The organism is Pseudomonas anatoliensis, assembly GCF_017976235.1.
Taxonomy (GTDB): Bacteria; Pseudomonadota; Gammaproteobacteria; order Pseudomonadales; family Pseudomonadaceae; genus Aquipseudomonas; species Aquipseudomonas anatoliensis.
On the sequence record NZ_JACVHC010000002.1, the window covers coordinates 713,357 to 731,400 of the forward strand.

The window sequence follows — 18,044 nt, forward strand, 5'->3', positions numbered from 1 at the left end:
AGCCCCTAAGCAGTAAGTCTGTCTTACAGGCTGGGTGAGAGCGGCTATGGGCTGCGCGTCGTACTGATCCATCAGTCCCGTAGGACATTTGGCGTAAGTTTAGTCTGCCTGATGACGATTAGTAAGCTATCGAACCAGGCCTCGCCCCACTGCCTTCACACGGCATGCTTTGTGGGAAATTAGAGCGAAAGTCGTGCCATTCAGTTCGGTTTTATTTAAACCCATATGAATCAATGGCTTGTGAAACCATTGGGTGGGGAGGTGCTGGATATTTGACTTTATTGTGACGGCCGATAGCGGCAAATGCCTGCCGCGACGGGAATCCGCCGCGGCAACAAAAGCGACGTATGGCATTACTGCGCGTTGAATGCCTGACCGTTGATACCCGTGCTGTCGGGGCCCATCAAGTAGAGGTAGACCGGCATGATGTCCTCCGGGGTCGGATTGTTCAGCGGGTTCTCGCCGGGATAAGCCTGCGCTCGCATGCTGGTGCGGGTGCCGCCCGGGTTGATGCTGTTGGAGCGCACCGGCGCCACGCCGTCGACCTCATCGGCCAGGGTTTGCATCAGGCCTTCGGTGGCGAACTTCGACACACCGTAAGCGCCCCAGTAAGCACGCCCCTTGCGACCGACACTGCTGGAGGTAAACACCACCGACGCATCCTGCGACAGCTTGAGCAGCGGCAGCAGCGTGCTGGTCAGCATGAACATGGCGTTGACGTTGACCTGCATGACACGCATGAAGTTTTCCCCGGACAACTGCTCGATCGGCGTACGCGGGCCGATGATCGAAGCGTTGTGCAGGAGGCCGTCGAGGTGGCCGAATTCGGTTTCGATCATCGCTGCCAGTTCATCGTATTGATGGGGCAGGGCGGTTTCGAGGTTGAAGGGGATGACTGCTGGTTGCGGGTGGCCGGCAGCTTCGATTTCGTCGTAGACCTGCGTCAGATTGGCTTCGGTCTTGCCCAGCAGCAACACGGTGGCGCCATGGGCGGCATAGGTTTTCGCGGCGGCCGCACCAATGCCGCGACCGGCACCGGTGACCAGAATGACCCGATCCTTGAGCAATTCGGGACGAGCGGAATAATCAAACATAAAAACCTCACAATCCGTTAATAGCTAAAAGATCGCAGCCTTCGGCAGCTCCTACATGAGTTAGGTAACTCCCCTGTAGGAGCTGCCGCAGGCTGCGATCTTTTGACTTTGATCAGCAACTGCAGAGCGCGCTATCCAGCACCTTGCGCAACTCCAGCGGATGATCCACCACCACATCCGCGCCCCAGTGCCGCGGGTTGTCGTCCGGATGGATGTAGCCGTAGGTTACCGCGGCCGTTTTGGTCCCGGCATCGCGCCCCGACTCGATATCGCGCAGATCATCGCCCACAAACAGAACGGTCGACGGATCCAGATCAAGCATCTTGCACGCGAGGGTCAGCGGTTCCGGATCCGGCTTGCTGTTCTTCACGTGATCCGGGCAGATCAGCAGCGCCGAGCGCTCGGCCAGCCCCAGTTGCTGCATGATCGGCTCGGCGAAACGCACAGGCTTGTTGGTGACCACGCCCCAGATCAGGTTGGCCTTTTCGATGTCGGCCAGCAGTTCGCTCATACCGTCGAACAGTTTGCTGTGCACCGCACAACCGACGAGGTAACGCTCAAGAAACTCCAGACGCAGTTCCTCAAAGCCCGGCGACTCCGGGTCCATCGAAAACGTCACCGCGACCATGGCTTTGGCGCCACCGGAAATCTCGTCGCGAATGTGCTTGTCGTTGATCGGCGGCAAGCCGCGATCCGCGCGCATCGCCTGGCAGATGGCAATGAAGTCCGGCGCGGTGTCGAGCAGGGTGCCGTCCATGTCGAAAAGAACTGCTCTGATGGCCATCGGCTTACTCCTCGCGCAGGGTCTGGATCATGTAGTTGACGTCAACGTCGCTGGCTAGTTTGTAGTGCTTGGTCAGCGGGTTGTAGGTCAGGCCGATGATGTCCTTGACGGTCAGGCCGGCGATGCGGCTCCAGGCGCCCAGCTCGGACGGACGAATGAATTTCTTGAAGTCGTGGGTGCCGCGCGGCAGCAGCTTCATGATGTATTCGGCGCCGATGATCGCGAACAGGTACGCCTTCGGGTTGCGGTTGATGGTCGAGAAGAACACCTGACCGCCCGGCTTGACCATGCGGTAGCAAGCGGCGATGACCGACGATGGATCAGGCACGTGCTCGAGCATTTCCAGGCAGGTCACGACGTCGAACTGCTCGGGCATTTCCTCGGCCAGGTCTTCGGCGGTGATCTGGCGGTACTCGACGCTGACGCCGGACTCCAGTTGATGCAACTGCGCGACCGCCAACGGCGCCTCGCCCATGTCGATGCCCATGACGGTGGCGCCGCGCTGGGCCATGGCTTCGCTGAGGATGCCGCCGCCGCAACCGACGTCGAGGACTTTCTTGCCGGCCAGATTGACCCGTTCGTCGATCCAGTTGACCCGCAGCGGGTTGATGTCGTGCAGCGGTTTGAACTCGCTCTCACGGTCCCACCAGCGATGGGCCAGGGCTTCGAATTTGGCGATTTCGGCGTGGTCGACGTTGCTCATGGTTCAATCCTCTAAAACTTGAAAAAGGCTGTAGCCCCGCAGGTTGGCTGCGAGGTGTTTACGATTCGGTGTGGCCGCTGATGCGCTGGCCCCAGGCCCGGGCGGTGGCGCCCAGTTGTTGTTCATCCATGCGCGTCAGGCGCCGGTCGTCGAGCAGTTGTTTGCCGGCGACCCACAGGTGTTTCACGCAATCGCGCCCGGTGGCATATATAAGCTGCGAAACCGGGTCATAGACCGGTTGCTGCGCCAGGCCGGACAGGTCGAAGGCGACGATGTCCGCGGCTTTGCCGATTTCCAGCGAGCCAACCTGCGCCTCTATTCCCAGTGCCCGGGCACCGTTGAGCGTAGCCATGCGCAACGCACGATGGGCATCGAGCGCGGTGGCGGAACCGGCGACAGCTTTGGCCAGTAGCGCTGCGGTACGGGTTTCGCCGAGCAGGTCGAGGTCATTGTTGCTCGCCGCACCATCGGTGCCGACCGCGACATTCACGCCAGCCTGCCACAAACGCTCGACCGGGCAGAAACCGCTGGCCAGCTTCAGGTTCGATTCCGGGCAGTGGATCACGCTGGTGTTGCTTTCTACCAGCAACGCCAGGTCGTCATCGCTGATCTGCGTCATGTGCACCGCCTGGAAGCGCGGGCCGAGCAGGCCCAGTCGGCCTAGACGGGCCAGAGGCCGTTCGCCGCGCTGCTCGACCGCTTGCTGCACTTCGAACGCCGTTTCGTGGACGTGCATGTGAATCGACGCGTCCAGCTCCTCGGCAATCACGCGGATTTTCTCGAGATTTTCATCGCCGACGGTGTAGGGTGCATGAGGGCCGAAGGTGATCTTGATGCGCTCGTGATGCTTCAGATCGCCGAACAGCTCGACACCTTGGCGAATGGCCTCATCGGCGCTGGCGGCGCCCGGAATCGGGAAGTCGAGGATCGGAATGGCGATCTGCGCGCGCATTCCACTGTCATGCACGCGTTCGCTGGCGACTTTGGGGAAGAAATACATGTCCGAAAAGCAGGTTATGCCGCCCTTGATCTGCTCGGCGATGGCCAGATCGGTGCCGTCACGAACGAAGTCTTCATCGACCCATTTGGCTTCGGCCGGCCAGATGTGGTTTTCCAGCCAGGTCATCAGCGGCAGATCATCGGCCAGGCCACGGAACAGCGTCATAGCCGCGTGACCGTGGGCGTTGATCAGGCCGGGGCTGAGCAGCACATCCGGCAATTCGCGTACTTCAGTGGCGTTACACTTCAACGCGTCGCTGCGCGGGCCGATAAAAACGATGCGACCGTCGCGGATGCCCAGGCCATGCTCCTTGAGCACAACGCCTGCGGGTTCGACGGGTACCAGCCAGGTCGGCAGCAATAATAAGTCGAGCGCAATGGCAGGTTTCGGCATCGAGGGTCGGTTCCAGTGCTTTTGTAAAGGATGGCGAAGTATACCCGAGCGTCTTCGCGGGGGGATCGCTATAATCGGCGGCTTTTGTTCATGAGTGCGGGGTGTGGGATGCGCGATCGACTGTTGGCTGCGGAGAAAGTGAAGGCCATCGATTGGCGAGATGGCGCGCTGCACCTGCTGGATCAGCGTATTTTGCCGTTCGAGGAAACCTGGCTCGCCTACACCAGCGCCGCCGGCGTGGCCGAGGCGATTCGTTCGATGGTGGTGCGTGGCGCGCCGGCCATCGGCATCAGTGCCGCTTATGGCATCGTCCTCGCGGCGCGTACGCGGGTAGCCGAAGGCGGCGACTGGTACGCGGCGCTGGAAGAGGATTTTGCCCTGCTGGCCGCTTCCCGGCCGACAGCGGTCAACCTGTTCTGGGCGCTGGGCCGCATGCACGATCGGCTCGATCGCCTCAAAGGCAATGCCGATCCGCTGGCGGCGCTGGAAGCCGAGGCCATCGCCATCCACGAAAGTGACCGCGAGGCTAACCTGACCATGGCCCAGCTCGGCGTCGATCTGATCCGCAAGCATCAGGGCAACGCCCAGGCGATTCTCACCCACTGCAACACCGGTGCTCTGGCAACGGGCGGTTTTGGCACGGCGCTTGGCGTCATTCGTGCGGCATTTATCGAGGGTATGGTCGAGCGCGTTTATGCCGACGAAACCCGGCCGTGGCTGCAGGGCTCGCGCCTGACAGCATGGGAGCTGGCCAACGAAGGCATTCCGGTCACCCTGAATGCCGATTCTGCCGCCGCGCACATCATGAAAACCAAAGGCGTGACCTGGGTGATCGTCGGCGCTGACCGGATCACCGCCAATGGCGACGTGGCCAACAAGATCGGCACTTATCAACTGGCGGTCAATGCCATGCACCATGGTGTGCGTTTCATGGTCGTGGCGCCGAGTTCGACCATCGACATGAATCTGGCCAGCGGCGACGAAATTCCGATTGAAGAGCGCGATGGTGCCGAATTGCTGGAAGTCGGCGGCAAGCGTGTCGGCGCGGACGTTGAGGCGTTCAACCCGGTGTTTGACGTGACGCCGGCGGACCTGATCGATGCCATCGTTACCGAAAAGGGCATCGTCGAGCGGCCGGACACGGCAAAAATGGCCCAGCTGATGTGCCGCAAGCGCCTGCATTGAGGCTGACACGTTCAAACCGTTGACACCTATTCAATGTAGGAGCTGCCGAAGGCTGCGATCTTTTGACTTTGCTGTCAAAGAAGCAGGATCAAAAGATCGCAGCCTTCGGCAGCTCCTACAGGGATGTGAGTCGTCATAGATGACCGGGTTTGCTCGCGATGAGGGTCTAAAAGTCAATAAACATCCTCAAACCAACCCCGAATTCTGCATTCAAAGAAGCTCTGAGCCTCTCTCGTCCCCGTTAAGCCTGTCACCAGTCAACTAACTATGCTCCATGCGCGTCTGGGGGATAGGTGCGTGGCGGCCTTTGTGATAACATCCGGCGTTTTCCGAGGCAGCTCCACGGAGCTGTCTTTACTGCGCAAATCCACTCTCCGGATTGTTGATTTGTCGTAAGTCGGCGCACGGCACTCGGCCGTGCCCGACGAGCTTCGTTGCTCCCACATGGAAATGACGAAGTTTCACCAGAAAAAGGAATCAGGCTTCTCATGGGCGAACTGGCCAAAGAAATCCTCCCGGTCAATATCGAAGACGAGCTGAAGCAGTCCTACCTCGACTACGCGATGAGCGTGATCGTCGGCCGTGCACTGCCGGATGCGCGCGATGGCCTCAAGCCCGTGCACCGTCGCGTACTGTTCGCGATGAGCGAGCTGGGCAACGACTACAACAAGCCGTACAAGAAATCTGCCCGTGTTGTCGGCGACGTGATCGGTAAGTATCACCCGCACGGTGATACTGCGGTGTACGACACCATCGTCCGCATGGCTCAGCCTTTCTCCCTGCGCTACCTGCTGGTCGACGGTCAGGGCAACTTCGGTTCGGTGGACGGCGACAACGCCGCGGCCATGCGATACACCGAAGTACGCATGACCAAGCTGGCGCACGAGCTGCTGGCCGACCTGCACAAGGAAACCGTGGACTGGGTGCCGAACTACGACGGCACCGAGATGATCCCGGCGGTCATGCCGACGCGGATTCCCAACCTGCTGGTCAACGGCTCCAGCGGTATCGCCGTGGGCATGGCGACCAACATTCCGCCGCACAACCTCGGTGAAGTCATCGACGGTTGCCTGGCGCTCATCGACAACCCTGAGCTGACCGTCGATGAACTGATGCAATACATCCCCGGTCCGGACTTCCCGACCGCCGCGATCATCAACGGTCGCGCCGGCATCATCGAAGCCTACCGCACCGGTCGCGGGCGCATTTACATGCGTGCCCGCTCGATCATCGAGGACATCGACAAGGTCGGTGGTCGTCAGCAGATCGTCATCACCGAACTCCCTTACCAGTTGAACAAGGCGCGTCTGATCGAGAAGATCGCCGAGCTGGTCAAAGAGAAGAAGCTGGAAGGCATCACCGAGCTGCGCGACGAGTCCGACAAGGACGGTATGCGCGTCGTGATCGAACTGCGTCGCGGCGAAGTGCCTGAGGTGATCCTCAACAACCTCTACGCCCAGACCCAGCTGCAAGCGGTGTTCGGCATCAACATCGTCGCGCTGATCGACGGCCGTCCGCGGATTCTCAACCTCAAGGATCTGCTGGAAGCCTTCGTTCGTCACCGCCGCGAAGTCGTCACCCGTCGTACCGTGTTCGAACTGCGTAAAGCCCGTGAACGTGGCCACATCCTTGAAGGTCAAGCGGTTGCCCTGTCGAACATCGACCCGGTGATCGCCCTGATCAAGGCTTCGCCGACCCCGTCGGAAGCCAAGGAAGCGCTGATCAAGACCGCGTGGGAATCCTCCGCTGTGGTCGCGATGGTTGAGCGTGCCGGTGCTGATTCGTGCCGTCCGGAGACCCTCGATCCGCAATACGGTCTGCGTGAAGGCAAGTACTTCCTGTCGCCAGAGCAGGCGCAAGCCATTCTGGAACTGCGTCTGCACCGTCTGACCGGTCTGGAGCACGAGAAACTGCTGGCCGAGTATCAAGAGATCCTCAACCAGATCGGGGAGCTGATCCGCATCCTCAACAGCGCCGTGCGCCTGATGGAAGTGATCCGCGAAGAGCTGGAAGTGATCCGTGCCGAATACGGCGATGTGCGTCGCACCGAAATTCTCGATGCGCGCCTCGATCTGACTCTGGGTGACATGATCCCGGAAGAAGAGCGTGTCGTGACCATCTCCCACGGTGGCTACGCCAAGACCCAGCCATTGGCTGCGTACCAGGCTCAGCGTCGTGGCGGTAAAGGCAAATCGGCGACCGGCGTCAAGGATGAGGACTACATTGCTCACCTGCTGGTTGCCAACAGCCACACCACGCTGCTGCTGTTCTCCAGCAAGGGCAAGGTGTACTGGCTCAAGACCTACGAGATCCCGGAAGCGTCCCGCGCTGCCCGTGGTCGTCCGCTGGTCAACCTCTTGCCATTGAGCGAGGGCGAATACATCACCACCATGCTGCCGGTCGATCTCGAAGCCATGAAGCGTCAGGCTGATGAAGAAGAAGCCGAAGGCGCCGAGGCTGATGTAGAAGAAATCGAAAACAGCAACGAGACCGACGAAGAGCGCCGCGCGCGCATCAAGGCTGCCGACCGCAAGAAGGCACCGTTCATCTTCATGTCGACTGCCAACGGTACGGTCAAGAAGACTCCGCTGGTGGCCTTCAGCCGTCAGCGTAGCGTTGGTCTGATCGCGCTGGAGCTGGACGAAGGCGACATCCTGATTTCCGCAGCCGTCACCGACGGTGAACAGGAAATCATGCTGTTCTCCGACGGCGGCAAGGTTACTCGCTTCAAGGAATCCGAAGTTCGCGCCATGGGCCGTACCGCCCGCGGTGTGCGTGGTATGCGTCTGCCGGAAGGTCAGAAGCTGATTTCCATGCTGATCCCGGAAGAGGGCAGCGAGATTCTCACCGCTTCCGAGCGCGGTTATGGCAAGCGTACCGCCATCACCGAGTTCCCTGAGTACAAGCGTGGCGGTCAGGGCGTTATCGCCATGGTCAGCAACGAGCGTAACGGCCGTCTGGTCGGTGCGGTTCAGGTGCAGGACGGCGAAGAGATCATGCTGATCTCCGATCAGGGCACGCTGGTGCGTACCCGTGTCGACGAAGTGTCGAGCCTGGGTCGTAACACTCAAGGTGTCACGCTGATCAAACTGGCCAAGGATGAAACCCTGGTCGGCCTGGAGCGGGTGCAAGAGCCTTCGGAAGTCGAAGGTGAAGAGCTCGAAGGTGAAGAGGGCGAGGAGTTCGAAGGCAATGTCGTGATCGACGACGCTGCCGAAGACCAGCAGCTCGACGCCGCAGCAGACGAAGAACCGCAAGAATAAGCGGACAAGCGAGGGGGCGGATGAGAATTCGCCCCCTTGTTATTTGTCCCGTATGAAAATAACGCAAGACCCTGTAGGAGCTGCCGAAGGCTGCGATCTTTTGATCCTGTTTTTTACAATCAAGATCAAAAGATCGCAGCCTTCGGCAACTCCTGCAGAGGTAGATGTGCAGAATTATCGATTTACAGATTTATTGTGATACCACCAAATCAGAGCGAGATTGGATGTGAGCAAGCGAGCCTATAACTTCTGCGCCGGTCCTGCGGCGCTTCCTGAAGCTGTCCTGCAGCGCGCCCAGGGTGAACTCCTTGATTGGCATGGCAAGGGCTTGTCGGTCATGGAAATGAGCCATCGCAGCGATGAGTTCGTGTCCATTGCTACCCAGGCCGAGCAGGATCTGCGTGACCTGCTGAATATCCCGTCGAACTATAAAGTGCTGTTTCTGCAAGGTGGCGCCAGCCAGCAATTCGCGCAGATTCCACTGAACCTGCTGCCTGAAGGCGGCTCGGCCGACTATATCGACACCGGTATCTGGTCGCAGAAAGCCATCGAAGAAGCCTCGCGCTACGGCCATGTCAACGTTGCCGCCACCGCCAAGCCTTACGACTATTTCGCCATCCCCGGCCAGAACGAGTGGAACCTGTCGAAAGACGCCGCTTACGTTCACTACGCGCCGAACGAAACCATTGGCGGTCTGGAATTCCAATGGATTCCGGAAGTCGGTGACGTGCCATTGGTGGCGGACATGTCTTCGGACATTCTGTCGCGTCCAGTCGATGTCTCGCGTTTCGGCATGATCTACGCCGGCGCACAAAAGAACATTGGCCCGAGCGGCATCGTCGTCAACATCATTCGCGAAGACTTGCTCGGCAAGGCGCGTGCGCTGTGCCCGACCATGCTCGACTACAAAGTCGCGGCGGATAACGGCTCGATGTACAACACGCCGCCGACGCTGGCCTGGTATCTGTCCGGTCTGGTGTTCCAGTGGCTGAAAGAGCAGGGTGGCGTCGAAGCCATCGCCAAGCTGAACGACACCAAGCAGCGCACGCTGTACGACTTCATCGACGCCAGCGGCCTCTACAGCAACCCGATCAACAAGTCGGATCGCTCGTGGATGAACGTGCCGTTCCGTCTGGCTGATGATCGTCTCGACAAGCCGTTCCTGGTCGGTGCCGAAGAGCGCGGTCTGCTCAACCTCAAGGGTCACCGTTCTGTGGGCGGCATGCGCGCCTCCATCTACAACGCCGTCGACATCACCGCCGTTAATGCGCTGGTGGCGTACATGGCTGAATTCGAGAAGGAACACGGCTGATGTCCGAGCAAGAACTCAAGGCACTGCGCGTTCGCATTGACGCTCTGGACACCAAAGTCATGGAGCTGATCAGTGAGCGTGCGCGTTGCGCCCAGGAAGTCGCGCGAGTAAAGATGGCCTCGCTGGCCGAAGGCGAAGTGCCGGTTTTCTATCGTCCTGAGCGCGAAGCCCAGGTGCTCAAGCGAGTGATGGAGCGCAATCAGGGGCCGTTGGGCAACGAAGAAATGGCGCGGTTGTTCCGCGAAATCATGTCTTCGTGCCTGGCGCTGGAGCAGCCGCTGAAAGTGGCTTACCTCGGTCCTGAAGGCACCTTCACTCAGGCTGCGGCCATGAAGCACTTCGGTCACGCGGTGATCAGCAAGCCGATGGCCGCGATCGACGAAGTGTTCCGTGAAGTGGCGGCCGGTGCGGTGAATTTTGGCGTGGTGCCGGTGGAAAACTCCACCGAAGGCGCGGTCAACCATACCCTCGACAGCTTCCTCGAGCACGACATGGTGATTTGTGGCGAAGTCGAGCTGCGCATACACCATCACCTGTTGGTCGGTGAAAACACCAAGACCGACAGCATCAGCCGCATCTATTCGCATGCTCAGTCGCTGGCCCAGTGCCGCAAGTGGCTGGACGCGCATTACCCGAATGTCGAGCGCGTTGCAGTGTCCAGCAATGCCGAGGCGGCCAAGCGGGTTAAAGGCGAGTGGAATTCTGCGGCGATTGCCGGCGACATGGCGGCCGGTCTGTATGGCCTGACGCGTCTGGCCGAGAAGATCGAAGATCGCCCGGACAACTCCACGCGCTTCCTGATGATTGGTAACCAGGAAGTGCCGCCGACCGGCGACGACAAGACCTCGATCATCGTGTCCATGAGCAACAAGCCCGGCGCGCTCCACGAGCTGCTGGTGCCGTTCCATGACAACGGCATCGACCTGACCCGCATCGAAACCCGGCCGTCGCGCAGCGGCAAATGGACCTACGTGTTCTTTATCGACTTCGTCGGCCACCACCGTGATCCGTTGATCAAGGGTGTGCTGGAAAAGATCAGTCAGGAAGCAGTAGCACTCAAAGTGCTGGGTTCCTACCCGAAAGCAGTTCTGTAAGGGGCGGTAGTAAATGAGTGGCAATTTCCTCGCTCTGGCACAGCCGGGCGTGCAACAACTTTCGCCGTACGTTCCGGGCAAGCCTGTGGACGAACTGGCGCGCGAGCTGGATCTGGATCCGGCGAAAATCGTCAAGCTGGCAAGCAACGAAAACCCATTGGGCGCCAGTCCTAAAGCCTTGGCGGCGATTCGCGAAGAGCTGGCCGAGCTGACTCGTTATCCTGACGGCAACGGTTTCGCACTCAAGTCCCTGCTGGCCGAACAGTGCCGCGTAGAGCTGGACCAGGTCACGCTGGGCAATGGCTCCAACGACATTCTTGAGCTGGTGGCGCGCGCCTATCTGGCGCCGGGCCTGAATGCTGTGTTCAGCGAACATGCGTTCGCGGTGTATCCGATCGCGACTCAAGCGGTCGGCGCTCAGGCCAAAGTAGTGCCAGCCAAGGATTGGGGGCACGACCTGCCTGCAATGCTGGCGGCCATCGATGCCAACACCCGCGTGGTGTTCATCGCCAACCCGAACAACCCGACCGGCACCTGGTTCGGCGCCGAGGCGCTGGACGAGTTTCTGCAGGATGTTCCGGAGCATGTGCTGGTGGTCCTGGATGAGGCATACATCGAGTACGCCGAAGGCAGCGACTTGCCGGATGGTCTGGATTTCCTCGCGGCGTACCCGAACCTGCTGGTTTCGCGCACCTTCTCCAAGGCCTATGGCCTAGCGGCATTGCGCGTTGGCTACGGTCTGTCGACTCCGGTAGTGGCGGACGTGCTGAACCGTGTTCGCCAGCCATTCAACGTCAACAGCCTGGCCCTTGCGGCTGCCTGTGCGGCGTTGAAAGACGAGGAGTATCTGGCGCAAAGCCGTCAGCTCAACGAGTCCGGCATGCAGCAGTTGCAAGCCGGTTTCCGTGAGCTGGGTCTTGGCTGGATCGAGTCCAAAGGCAACTTTATTTGCGTCGATCTCGCTCAGGTGGCAGCTCCGGTGTTCCAGGGCTTGCTGGCCGAAGGGGTGATCGTGCGCCCGGTGGCCAATTACGGCATGCCGAATCACCTGCGGATCACCATTGGTCTGCCGGCCGAAAACAGCCGTTTCCTTGAAGCGCTGCGCAAGGTTCTGGCTCGTGGGTGATGTCACTGCGCTGCAATCTGCTGCACCTATGATCGGTCGCCTTGTGGTGGTCGGTCTGGGGTTGATCGGTGGTTCGTTCGCCAAAGGCTTGCGTGAAAGTGGTGTTTGCCGCGAAGTGGTCGGGGTCGATCTCGATGCGCAATCGCGCAAGCTGGCGGTTGAGTTGGGTGTGGTGGATCGCTGTGAAGACGATCTGACGGCTGCCTGTCAGGGCGCTGACGTGATTCAGTTGGCGGTGCCGATTCTGGCCATGGAAAAAGTCCTCGCACGTTTGGCGAGCATGGATCTGGGTCAGGCGATTCTGACTGATGTCGGCAGTGCCAAAGGCAATGTGGTGCGCGCGGCGACCGAGGCGTTTGGCGGCATGCCGGCGCGGTTCGTGCCGGGCCATCCGATTGCCGGCTCCGAGCAGAGTGGGGTGGAAGCCTCCAATGCCGAACTGTTCCGTCGTCATAAAGTGATCCTGACGCCGCTTGAGCAAACCGATCCGGCTGCGCTGGCGATCGTTGATCGGTTGTGGCGCGAATTGGGTGCCGACGTCGAGCACATGCAGGTCGAGCGTCACGATGAAGTGCTGGCCGCAACCAGTCATTTGCCGCACTTGCTGGCCTTCGGTCTGGTTGACTCGTTGGCCAAGCGCAATGAAAACCTTGAGATCTTCCGTTACGCTGCCGGTGGTTTCCGCGATTTCACAAGAATCGCCGGAAGCGACCCGGTGATGTGGCACGACATCTTCCTCGCCAACCGCGAGGCTGTTCTGCGCACACTCGATACATTTCGCAGCGACCTCGACGCCTTGCGCGACGCGGTCGATGCAGGGGATGGGCACCAATTGTTGGGCGTTTTCACTCGCGCCCGGGTTGCTCGTGAGCATTTCAGTAAAATCCTGGCCCGCAGGGCCTATGTGGACGCTATGAATTCCAACGATCTGATCTTCCTGGCTCAACCTGGTGGCCGCCTGTCCGGTCGGATTCGCGTACCGGGCGACAAATCCATTTCCCACCGTTCGATCATGCTCGGCTCGCTGGCCGAAGGCGTCACCGAAGTCGAAGGTTTCCTCGAGGGCGAAGACGCTCTGGCAACCTTGCAGGCCTTCCGCGACATGGGCGTGGTTATCGAAGGCCCGCATCACGGCCGCGTGACCATTCACGGTGTTGGCCTGCATGGCCTGAAACCTGCGCCGGGTCCGATCTATCTGGGCAACTCCGGTACATCGATGCGTCTGCTGTCCGGGCTGTTGGCGGCGCAGAATTTCGACAGCACCCTGACCGGCGATGCTTCCCTGTCCAAGCGTCCGATGAATCGCGTGGCCAACCCGCTGCGTGAAATGGGCGCGGTGATTGAAACTGCCGCCGAAGGGCGTCCGCCGATGACTATTCGTGGCGGTCACAAGCTCAAAGGTCTGACCTACACCATGCCGATGGCCAGTGCTCAGGTTAAATCCTGCTTGCTGCTGGCGGGTCTGTACGCTGAAGGCAAGACCACCGTCACCGAGCCAGCGCCAACTCGCGATCACACCGAGCGCATGTTGCGCGGCTTCGGTTACCCGGTGAGCGTTGAAGGCGCGACTGCATCGGTCGAGTCCGGCGGCAAGCTGACCGCAACCCATATCGAAGTGCCGGGCGACATCTCGTCTTCCGCGTTTTTCCTGGTGGCGGCTTCGATCGCCGAGGGTTCCGAGCTGGTGCTTGAGCACGTCGGTATCAACCCGACCCGTACCGGTGTCATCGACATCCTGCGCCTGATGGGCGCGGACATTACTCTGGAAAACCAGCGTGAAGTCGGCGGCGAACCAGTGGCTGACCTGCGTGTGCGAGCAGCCAAGCTCAAAGGTATCGAGATTCCTGAAGAGTTGGTGCCGCTGGCCATCGACGAGTTCCCGGTGCTGTTCGTGGCCGCGGCCTGTGCCGAAGGGCGCACCGTGCTGACCGGCGCCGAAGAGCTGCGGGTCAAGGAATCGGATCGCATCCAGGTCATGGCGGACGGTTTGCTGGCGCTGGGTGTCAAGTGCGAACCGACCCCGGACGGCATCATCATCGACGGCGGCCAGATCGGCGGCGGCGAAGTGCATGGTCACGGCGATCACCGTATCGCCATGGCATTCAGCGTGGCTTCGTTGCGCGCCACTGCGCCGATTCGCATCCATGATTGCGCCAACGTCGCGACATCGTTCCCGAACTTCCTCGCGCTGTGTGCGCAGGTCGGTATTCGTGTGGCACAAGAGGCTCAGTCGTGAAAAAAATTGCACCGGTCATCACCATTGATGGGCCAAGCGGCTCGGGCAAAGGCACGGTAGCCGGGATTCTGGCCAAACGTCTGGGCTGGAACCTGCTGGATTCCGGTGCGCTTTACCGCTTGCTGGCGTTTGCTGCGCACAATCACGGTGTCGACCTGACCAATGAAGAGCTGCTGAAGAAACTTGCCGCTCATCTGGATGTGCAATTCATCGCGGCGACCGACGGTCAGCTGCAGCGCATCATTCTGGAAGGTGACGAAGTCAGCGATGTCATTCGTACTGAAAGCGTCGGTTCCGGCGCCTCTCAAGTGGCTGCATTGCCCGCCGTGCGCGAGGCGCTGCTGCAGCGTCAACGCGCGTTCCAGGAGGCGCCGGGTCTGGTGGCCGATGGTCGCGACATGGGTACGGTGGTTTTTCCGACCGCACCACTGAAGATTTTTCTGACCGCCAGTGCCGAGGAGAGAGCGCGCCGTCGATATTTGCAGTTGAAGGGCAAAGTCGAGGGTGTTAGTCTGTCGAGTCTGCTAGATGAGATCCGTGCACGCGATGAGCGTGATACCCAGCGCGCAGTAGCCCCGCTCAAGCCGGCGGCTGATGCCATACAGCTGGATTCCACGGAGTTGTCCATCGATCAGGTGCTTGAACGCATCATGAGCGAGATCGCCATTCGCGATATCGCCGGGTGACCAAGAAGGTTGCAGGGGACCAGTCATAGTCCTGCGGCGCTTCTTCTATATGAAACTAACCCACACCGTCTGGGGTGTGGAGATGGGCGTATCCTTCGCCCTCATTTACAGGAATTAAAATGAGCGAAAGCTTTGCGGAACTCTTTGAAGAAAGCCTAAAAACCCTGAACCTTCAGGCAGGCTCCATCATCACCGGTGTTATCGTTGATATCGATTACCAAGCTCGCTGGGTAACCGTTCACGCTGGCCTGAAGTCTGAAGCACTCATCCCGCTTGAGCAGTTCTACAACGACGCTGGCGATCTGACTATCAATGTCGGTGACGAAGTTCACGTTGCTCTGGACTCGGTTGAAGACGGTTTCGGTGAAACCAAGCTGTCCCGTGAAAAAGCCAAGCGCGCTGAATGCTGGATCGTTCTGGAAGCTGCCTTCGCAGCCGAGGAAGTGGTCAAGGGCGTTATCAACGGTAAGGTTAAAGGCGGCTTCACTGTCGACGTTAACGGCATCCGTGCGTTCCTGCCAGGTTCCCTGGTTGACGTCCGTCCAGTGCGCGACACCACGCACCTGGAAGGCAAAGAGCTGGAATTCAAGGTCATCAAGCTGGACCAGAAGCGCAACAACGTTGTCGTTTCCCGTCGCAGCGTCCTGGAAGCCGAGAACTCCGCCGAGCGTGAAGCTCTGCTGGAATCCCTGCAGGAAGGCCAGCAAGTCAAAGGTATCGTCAAAAACCTCACCGATTACGGCGCATTCGTCGATCTGGGTGGCGTGGACGGCCTGCTGCACATCACCGACATGGCCTGGAAGCGCATCAAGCATCCTTCCGAGATCGTCAACGTTGGTGACGAAATCGACGTTAAGGTTCTGAAGTACGATCGCGAACGCAATCGTGTTTCCCTGGGCCTGAAGCAGCTGGGCGAAGATCCATGGGTTGCTATCAAAGCCCGTTACCCAGAAAGCACTCGCGTTACCGCTCGTGTAACCAACCTGACCGACTACGGCTGCTTCGCTGAGCTGGAAGAAGGCGTTGAAGGTCTGGTACACGTTTCCGAAATGGACTGGACCAACAAGAACATCCACCCTTCGAAAGTCGTACAAGTCGGCGACGAAGTGGAAGTTATGGTTCTGGACATCGACGAAGAGCGTCGTCGTATCTCCCTGGGCATCAAGCAGTGCAAATCTAACCCATGGGAAGATTTCTCTGGCCAGTTCAACAAGGGCGATAAAATCTCCGGCACCATCAAGTCGATCACCGATTTCGGTATCTTCATTGGTCTGGACGGCGGCATCGACGGCCTGGTTCACCTGTCCGACATCTCCTGGAACGAAGTTGGCGAAGAAGCTGTTCGTCGTTTCAAGAAGGGCGACGAGCTGGACACCGTTATCCTGTCGGTTGACCCAGAGCGCGAGCGTATCTCCCTGGGTATCAAGCAACTGGAAAGCGATCCGTTCTCCGAGTACGTTCAAGAGAACGACAAAGGCGCAATCGTTAAAGGCACTGTGAAAGAAGTTGACGCCAAAGGCGCCATCATCGTTCTGGCCGACGACATCGAAGCGACTCTGAAAGCCTCCGAAATCAGCCGTGACCGCGTTGAAGACGCGCGCAACGTTCTGAAAGAAGGCCAGGAAGTAGAAGCCAAGATCATCAGCGTTGACCGCAAGAGCCGCGTAATCCAGCTCTCCATCAAGTCGAAAGACGATGCTGAAGAGAAAGAAGCTATCCAAAGCCTGAAGGCTGAAGAAGCTCCTGCTGGCGACACCACCATGGCGGCACTGCTGCGCCAGGCAATGGCCAAACAGAACTAAGTTCTGCTTGATCATTAAAAAGGGCGACTTCGGTCGCCCTTTTTTGTGCCTGCGATTTGATGCGTCGCTTCAGCGCGTGAAACCATTTCCTTTGCTCGTGGGTCTGTTTCTTTAATCGGATCAATCGTCTATTCACGACTAAGCTTGGTCTTAAGCGTGTAGTCGTCGGGCATGGCCTGGCATAAGGAAGTGGATGAACAAGTTTATTGTCGTTGCAGTGTTGCTGGCGTTGGCAGGTTGCACCACAAGTGCGAAGACCCATGCTGTGCGCGGCGTCAGTGGTATCGAGGTCGACTGTTCCGGGCTGGGCTCTGGCTGGGAAAAGTGCCAAAAGCGTGCGGCGAAGGAGTGCAAGGGTGCAGGTTACAAAGTCATTACGCGATCTGACGATGCCAAGGATGAGGATGATTACCCGTTCGGCTTCAACCCTGCGGGCTTCGTGACTCGGACCATGCTGGTGATCTGTCGCTGATCTTGCGTGATCGGTCAGGTGTTGATGCCCCGAAAATGGGCGTTTGGACGCGGTGGAAGATATGTCAATCCCTGGGCTGTTCAAATTCTTCCGGGCGTGCTAAAACCTTTCAAGCGCTGATCTAGCTGCTTGAAAAAGAAGGGAAAAATATGACGAAGTCGGAGTTGATCGAACGAATTGTCACCCATCAAGGGCTGCTCTCATCCAAGGATGTGGAGCTGGCCATCAAGACCATGCTTGAACAAATGTCCCAATGCCTGGCCACTGGTGATCGCATCGAGATCCGTGGGTTCGGCAGCTTCTCCCTGCACTATCGCGCGCCGCGCGTTGGTCGCAATCCCAAGACCGGCCAGTCCGTCAGTCTGGATGGTAAATTCGTTCCGCACTTCAAGCCGGGCAAAGAACTGCGCGATCGTGTGAACGAAGAAGAGGAGGAGGGGGTTTGACAGTGGCAATCTTTCAGGGAGCTAGTCATGCGTAACCTGAAGCGCATACTTCTCGGCGTTTTTATTCTTTTGCTGGTGTTGGTGATTTTGGCGTTTGTGCTTGAGAATCAGCAGTCGGTATCTTTGTTGTTTCTTGGGCTGTCTGGTCCGCAGTTGCCAGTCTCGTTGGTCGTCGTACTGGCGTTGCTCATTGGTATGTTGATCGGGCCAATACTCGGCTGGTTCTTGGGGCGTTCCTCCAGGGCTGCGCGAAAACGACTGGTCTGAGAACGAGAGGTGCAGGGCATCTGTCGAAATTGCTCTCCAACCTATCTTTATCCATTAGTAAAACCGTCATTAAGCTGTAAAATGCAACCCTTGTTCGATAGTGCCTTGTTGCACGTCGTTTCAGACTGACACTGACGGATGCCACTACTTGATGGCTTCTGCATTCATGGATTAGACAGCG

15 protein-coding genes are annotated in these 18,044 nt (G+C 59.0%); 11 read left to right on the top strand and 4 right to left on the bottom strand.

Going from position 1 to position 18,044, the window contains the following annotated elements; genetic code table 11:
• Positions 1-353 precede the first annotated feature (353 nt).
• From ICA16_RS08605 to ICA16_RS08620, 4 genes are all read right to left on the bottom strand, one after another.
• Positions 354-1,094: a YciK family oxidoreductase gene (locus ICA16_RS08605; RefSeq protein WP_042560369.1), complete on the bottom strand. Its 741-nt coding sequence runs from the start codon at positions 1,092-1,094 to the stop codon at positions 354-356.
• A 112-nt stretch (positions 1,095-1,206) separates the two neighbouring features.
• Positions 1,207-1,878: an N-acetylmuramic acid 6-phosphate phosphatase MupP gene (gene mupP / locus ICA16_RS08610; protein ID WP_150603294.1), complete on the bottom strand. Its 672-nt coding sequence runs from the start codon at positions 1,876-1,878 to the stop codon at positions 1,207-1,209.
• Positions 1,879-1,882: 4 nt separating this feature from the next.
• Positions 1,883-2,581: a bifunctional 2-polyprenyl-6-hydroxyphenol methylase/3-demethylubiquinol 3-O-methyltransferase UbiG gene (gene ubiG / locus ICA16_RS08615; RefSeq protein ID WP_150603295.1), complete on the bottom strand. Its 699-nt coding sequence runs from the start codon at positions 2,579-2,581 to the stop codon at positions 1,883-1,885.
• A gap of 58 nt (positions 2,582-2,639) precedes the next feature.
• Complete coding sequence (locus ICA16_RS08620; protein WP_210700395.1) at positions 2,640-3,974, bottom strand: TRZ/ATZ family hydrolase; 1,335 nt, start codon at positions 3,972-3,974, stop codon at positions 2,640-2,642.
• 108 nt (positions 3,975-4,082) lie between these two features.
• On the opposite strand from ICA16_RS08620, the gene mtnA reads away from it, so the two are divergent.
• From mtnA to ICA16_RS08675, 11 genes are all read left to right on the top strand, one after another.
• Positions 4,083-5,159: an S-methyl-5-thioribose-1-phosphate isomerase gene (mtnA, locus tag ICA16_RS08625; protein ID WP_210700396.1), complete on the top strand. Its 1,077-nt coding sequence runs from the start codon at positions 4,083-4,085 to the stop codon at positions 5,157-5,159.
• Positions 5,160-5,647: 488 nt separating this feature from the next.
• The gene (gene gyrA / locus ICA16_RS08630) at positions 5,648-8,422 is read left to right on the top strand and encodes a DNA gyrase subunit A (protein ID WP_150615977.1); all 2,775 of its coding nucleotides are present in this window, start codon (positions 5,648-5,650) and stop codon (positions 8,420-8,422) included.
• 226 nt (positions 8,423-8,648) lie between these two features.
• Entirely contained in the window at positions 8,649-9,734 is a 1,086-nt protein-coding gene (gene serC / locus ICA16_RS08635; protein ID WP_150603299.1) for a 3-phosphoserine/phosphohydroxythreonine transaminase, read from the top strand.
• Positions 9,734-10,828 (top strand): prephenate dehydratase, encoded by a 1,095-nt coding sequence (gene pheA / locus ICA16_RS08640; RefSeq protein WP_007908404.1) that lies wholly within the window; start codon positions 9,734-9,736, stop codon positions 10,826-10,828. The genes serC and pheA overlap by 1 nt, the downstream gene beginning before the upstream one ends.
• Positions 10,829-10,841: 13 nt before the next feature.
• On the top strand, positions 10,842-11,954 hold the full coding sequence (hisC, locus tag ICA16_RS08645; RefSeq protein ID WP_210700397.1) for a histidinol-phosphate transaminase: 1,113 nt from the start codon (positions 10,842-10,844) through the stop codon (positions 11,952-11,954).
• A 28-nt stretch (positions 11,955-11,982) separates the two neighbouring features.
• Positions 11,983-14,190 (top strand): bifunctional prephenate dehydrogenase/3-phosphoshikimate 1-carboxyvinyltransferase, encoded by a 2,208-nt coding sequence (locus ICA16_RS08650; RefSeq protein WP_241865730.1) that lies wholly within the window; start codon positions 11,983-11,985, stop codon positions 14,188-14,190.
• On the top strand, positions 14,187-14,876 hold the full coding sequence (cmk, locus tag ICA16_RS08655; protein WP_210553992.1) for a (d)CMP kinase: 690 nt from the start codon (positions 14,187-14,189) through the stop codon (positions 14,874-14,876). Before ICA16_RS08650 ends, cmk begins: the two co-directional genes overlap by 4 nt.
• Before the next feature lie 119 nt (positions 14,877-14,995).
• A complete protein-coding gene (gene rpsA / locus ICA16_RS08660) occupies positions 14,996-16,678 on the top strand; it encodes a 30S ribosomal protein S1 (protein WP_007908431.1) in 1,683 nt (560 codons plus the stop codon).
• Positions 16,679-16,871: 193 nt separating this feature from the next.
• The gene (locus tag ICA16_RS08665) at positions 16,872-17,150 is read left to right on the top strand and encodes a hypothetical protein (protein WP_150603302.1); all 279 of its coding nucleotides are present in this window, start codon (positions 16,872-16,874) and stop codon (positions 17,148-17,150) included.
• 149 nt (positions 17,151-17,299) lie between these two features.
• A complete protein-coding gene (ihfB, locus tag ICA16_RS08670) occupies positions 17,300-17,596 on the top strand; it encodes an integration host factor subunit beta (protein WP_003189779.1) in 297 nt (98 codons plus the stop codon).
• A gap of 27 nt (positions 17,597-17,623) precedes the next feature.
• Positions 17,624-17,863: a lipopolysaccharide assembly protein LapA domain-containing protein gene (locus ICA16_RS08675; RefSeq protein WP_210553990.1), complete on the top strand. Its 240-nt coding sequence runs from the start codon at positions 17,624-17,626 to the stop codon at positions 17,861-17,863.
• The last annotated feature ends 181 nt before the right edge of the window (positions 17,864-18,044 follow it).

Bases quoted from the DNA above. Each gene is read 5' to 3' on its own strand.
- ICA16_RS08605 (WP_042560369.1), bottom strand. From the start codon at position 1,094: ATGTTTGATTATTCCGCTCGTCCCGAATTGCTCAAGGATCGGGTCATT.
- mupP (WP_150603294.1), bottom strand. From the start codon at position 1,878: ATGGCCATCAGAGCAGTTCTTTTCGACATGGACGGCACCCTGCTCGAC.
- ubiG (WP_150603295.1), bottom strand. From the start codon at position 2,581: ATGAGCAACGTCGACCACGCCGAAATCGCCAAATTCGAAGCCCTGGCC.
- ICA16_RS08620 (WP_210700395.1), bottom strand. From the start codon at position 3,974: ATGCCGAAACCTGCCATTGCGCTCGACTTATTATTGCTGCCGACCTGG.
- mtnA (WP_210700396.1), top strand. From the start codon at position 4,083: ATGCGCGATCGACTGTTGGCTGCGGAGAAAGTGAAGGCCATCGATTGG.
- gyrA (WP_150615977.1), top strand. From the start codon at position 5,648: ATGGGCGAACTGGCCAAAGAAATCCTCCCGGTCAATATCGAAGACGAG.
- pheA (WP_007908404.1), top strand. From the start codon at position 9,734: ATGTCCGAGCAAGAACTCAAGGCACTGCGCGTTCGCATTGACGCTCTG.
- hisC (WP_210700397.1), top strand. From the start codon at position 10,842: ATGAGTGGCAATTTCCTCGCTCTGGCACAGCCGGGCGTGCAACAACTT.
- ICA16_RS08650 (WP_241865730.1), top strand. From the start codon at position 11,983: ATGATCGGTCGCCTTGTGGTGGTCGGTCTGGGGTTGATCGGTGGTTCG.
- rpsA (WP_007908431.1), top strand. From the start codon at position 14,996: ATGAGCGAAAGCTTTGCGGAACTCTTTGAAGAAAGCCTAAAAACCCTG.
- ICA16_RS08665 (WP_150603302.1), top strand. From the start codon at position 16,872: ATGAACAAGTTTATTGTCGTTGCAGTGTTGCTGGCGTTGGCAGGTTGC.
- ihfB (WP_003189779.1), top strand. From the start codon at position 17,300: ATGACGAAGTCGGAGTTGATCGAACGAATTGTCACCCATCAAGGGCTG.
- ICA16_RS08675 (WP_210553990.1), top strand. From the start codon at position 17,624: ATGCGTAACCTGAAGCGCATACTTCTCGGCGTTTTTATTCTTTTGCTG.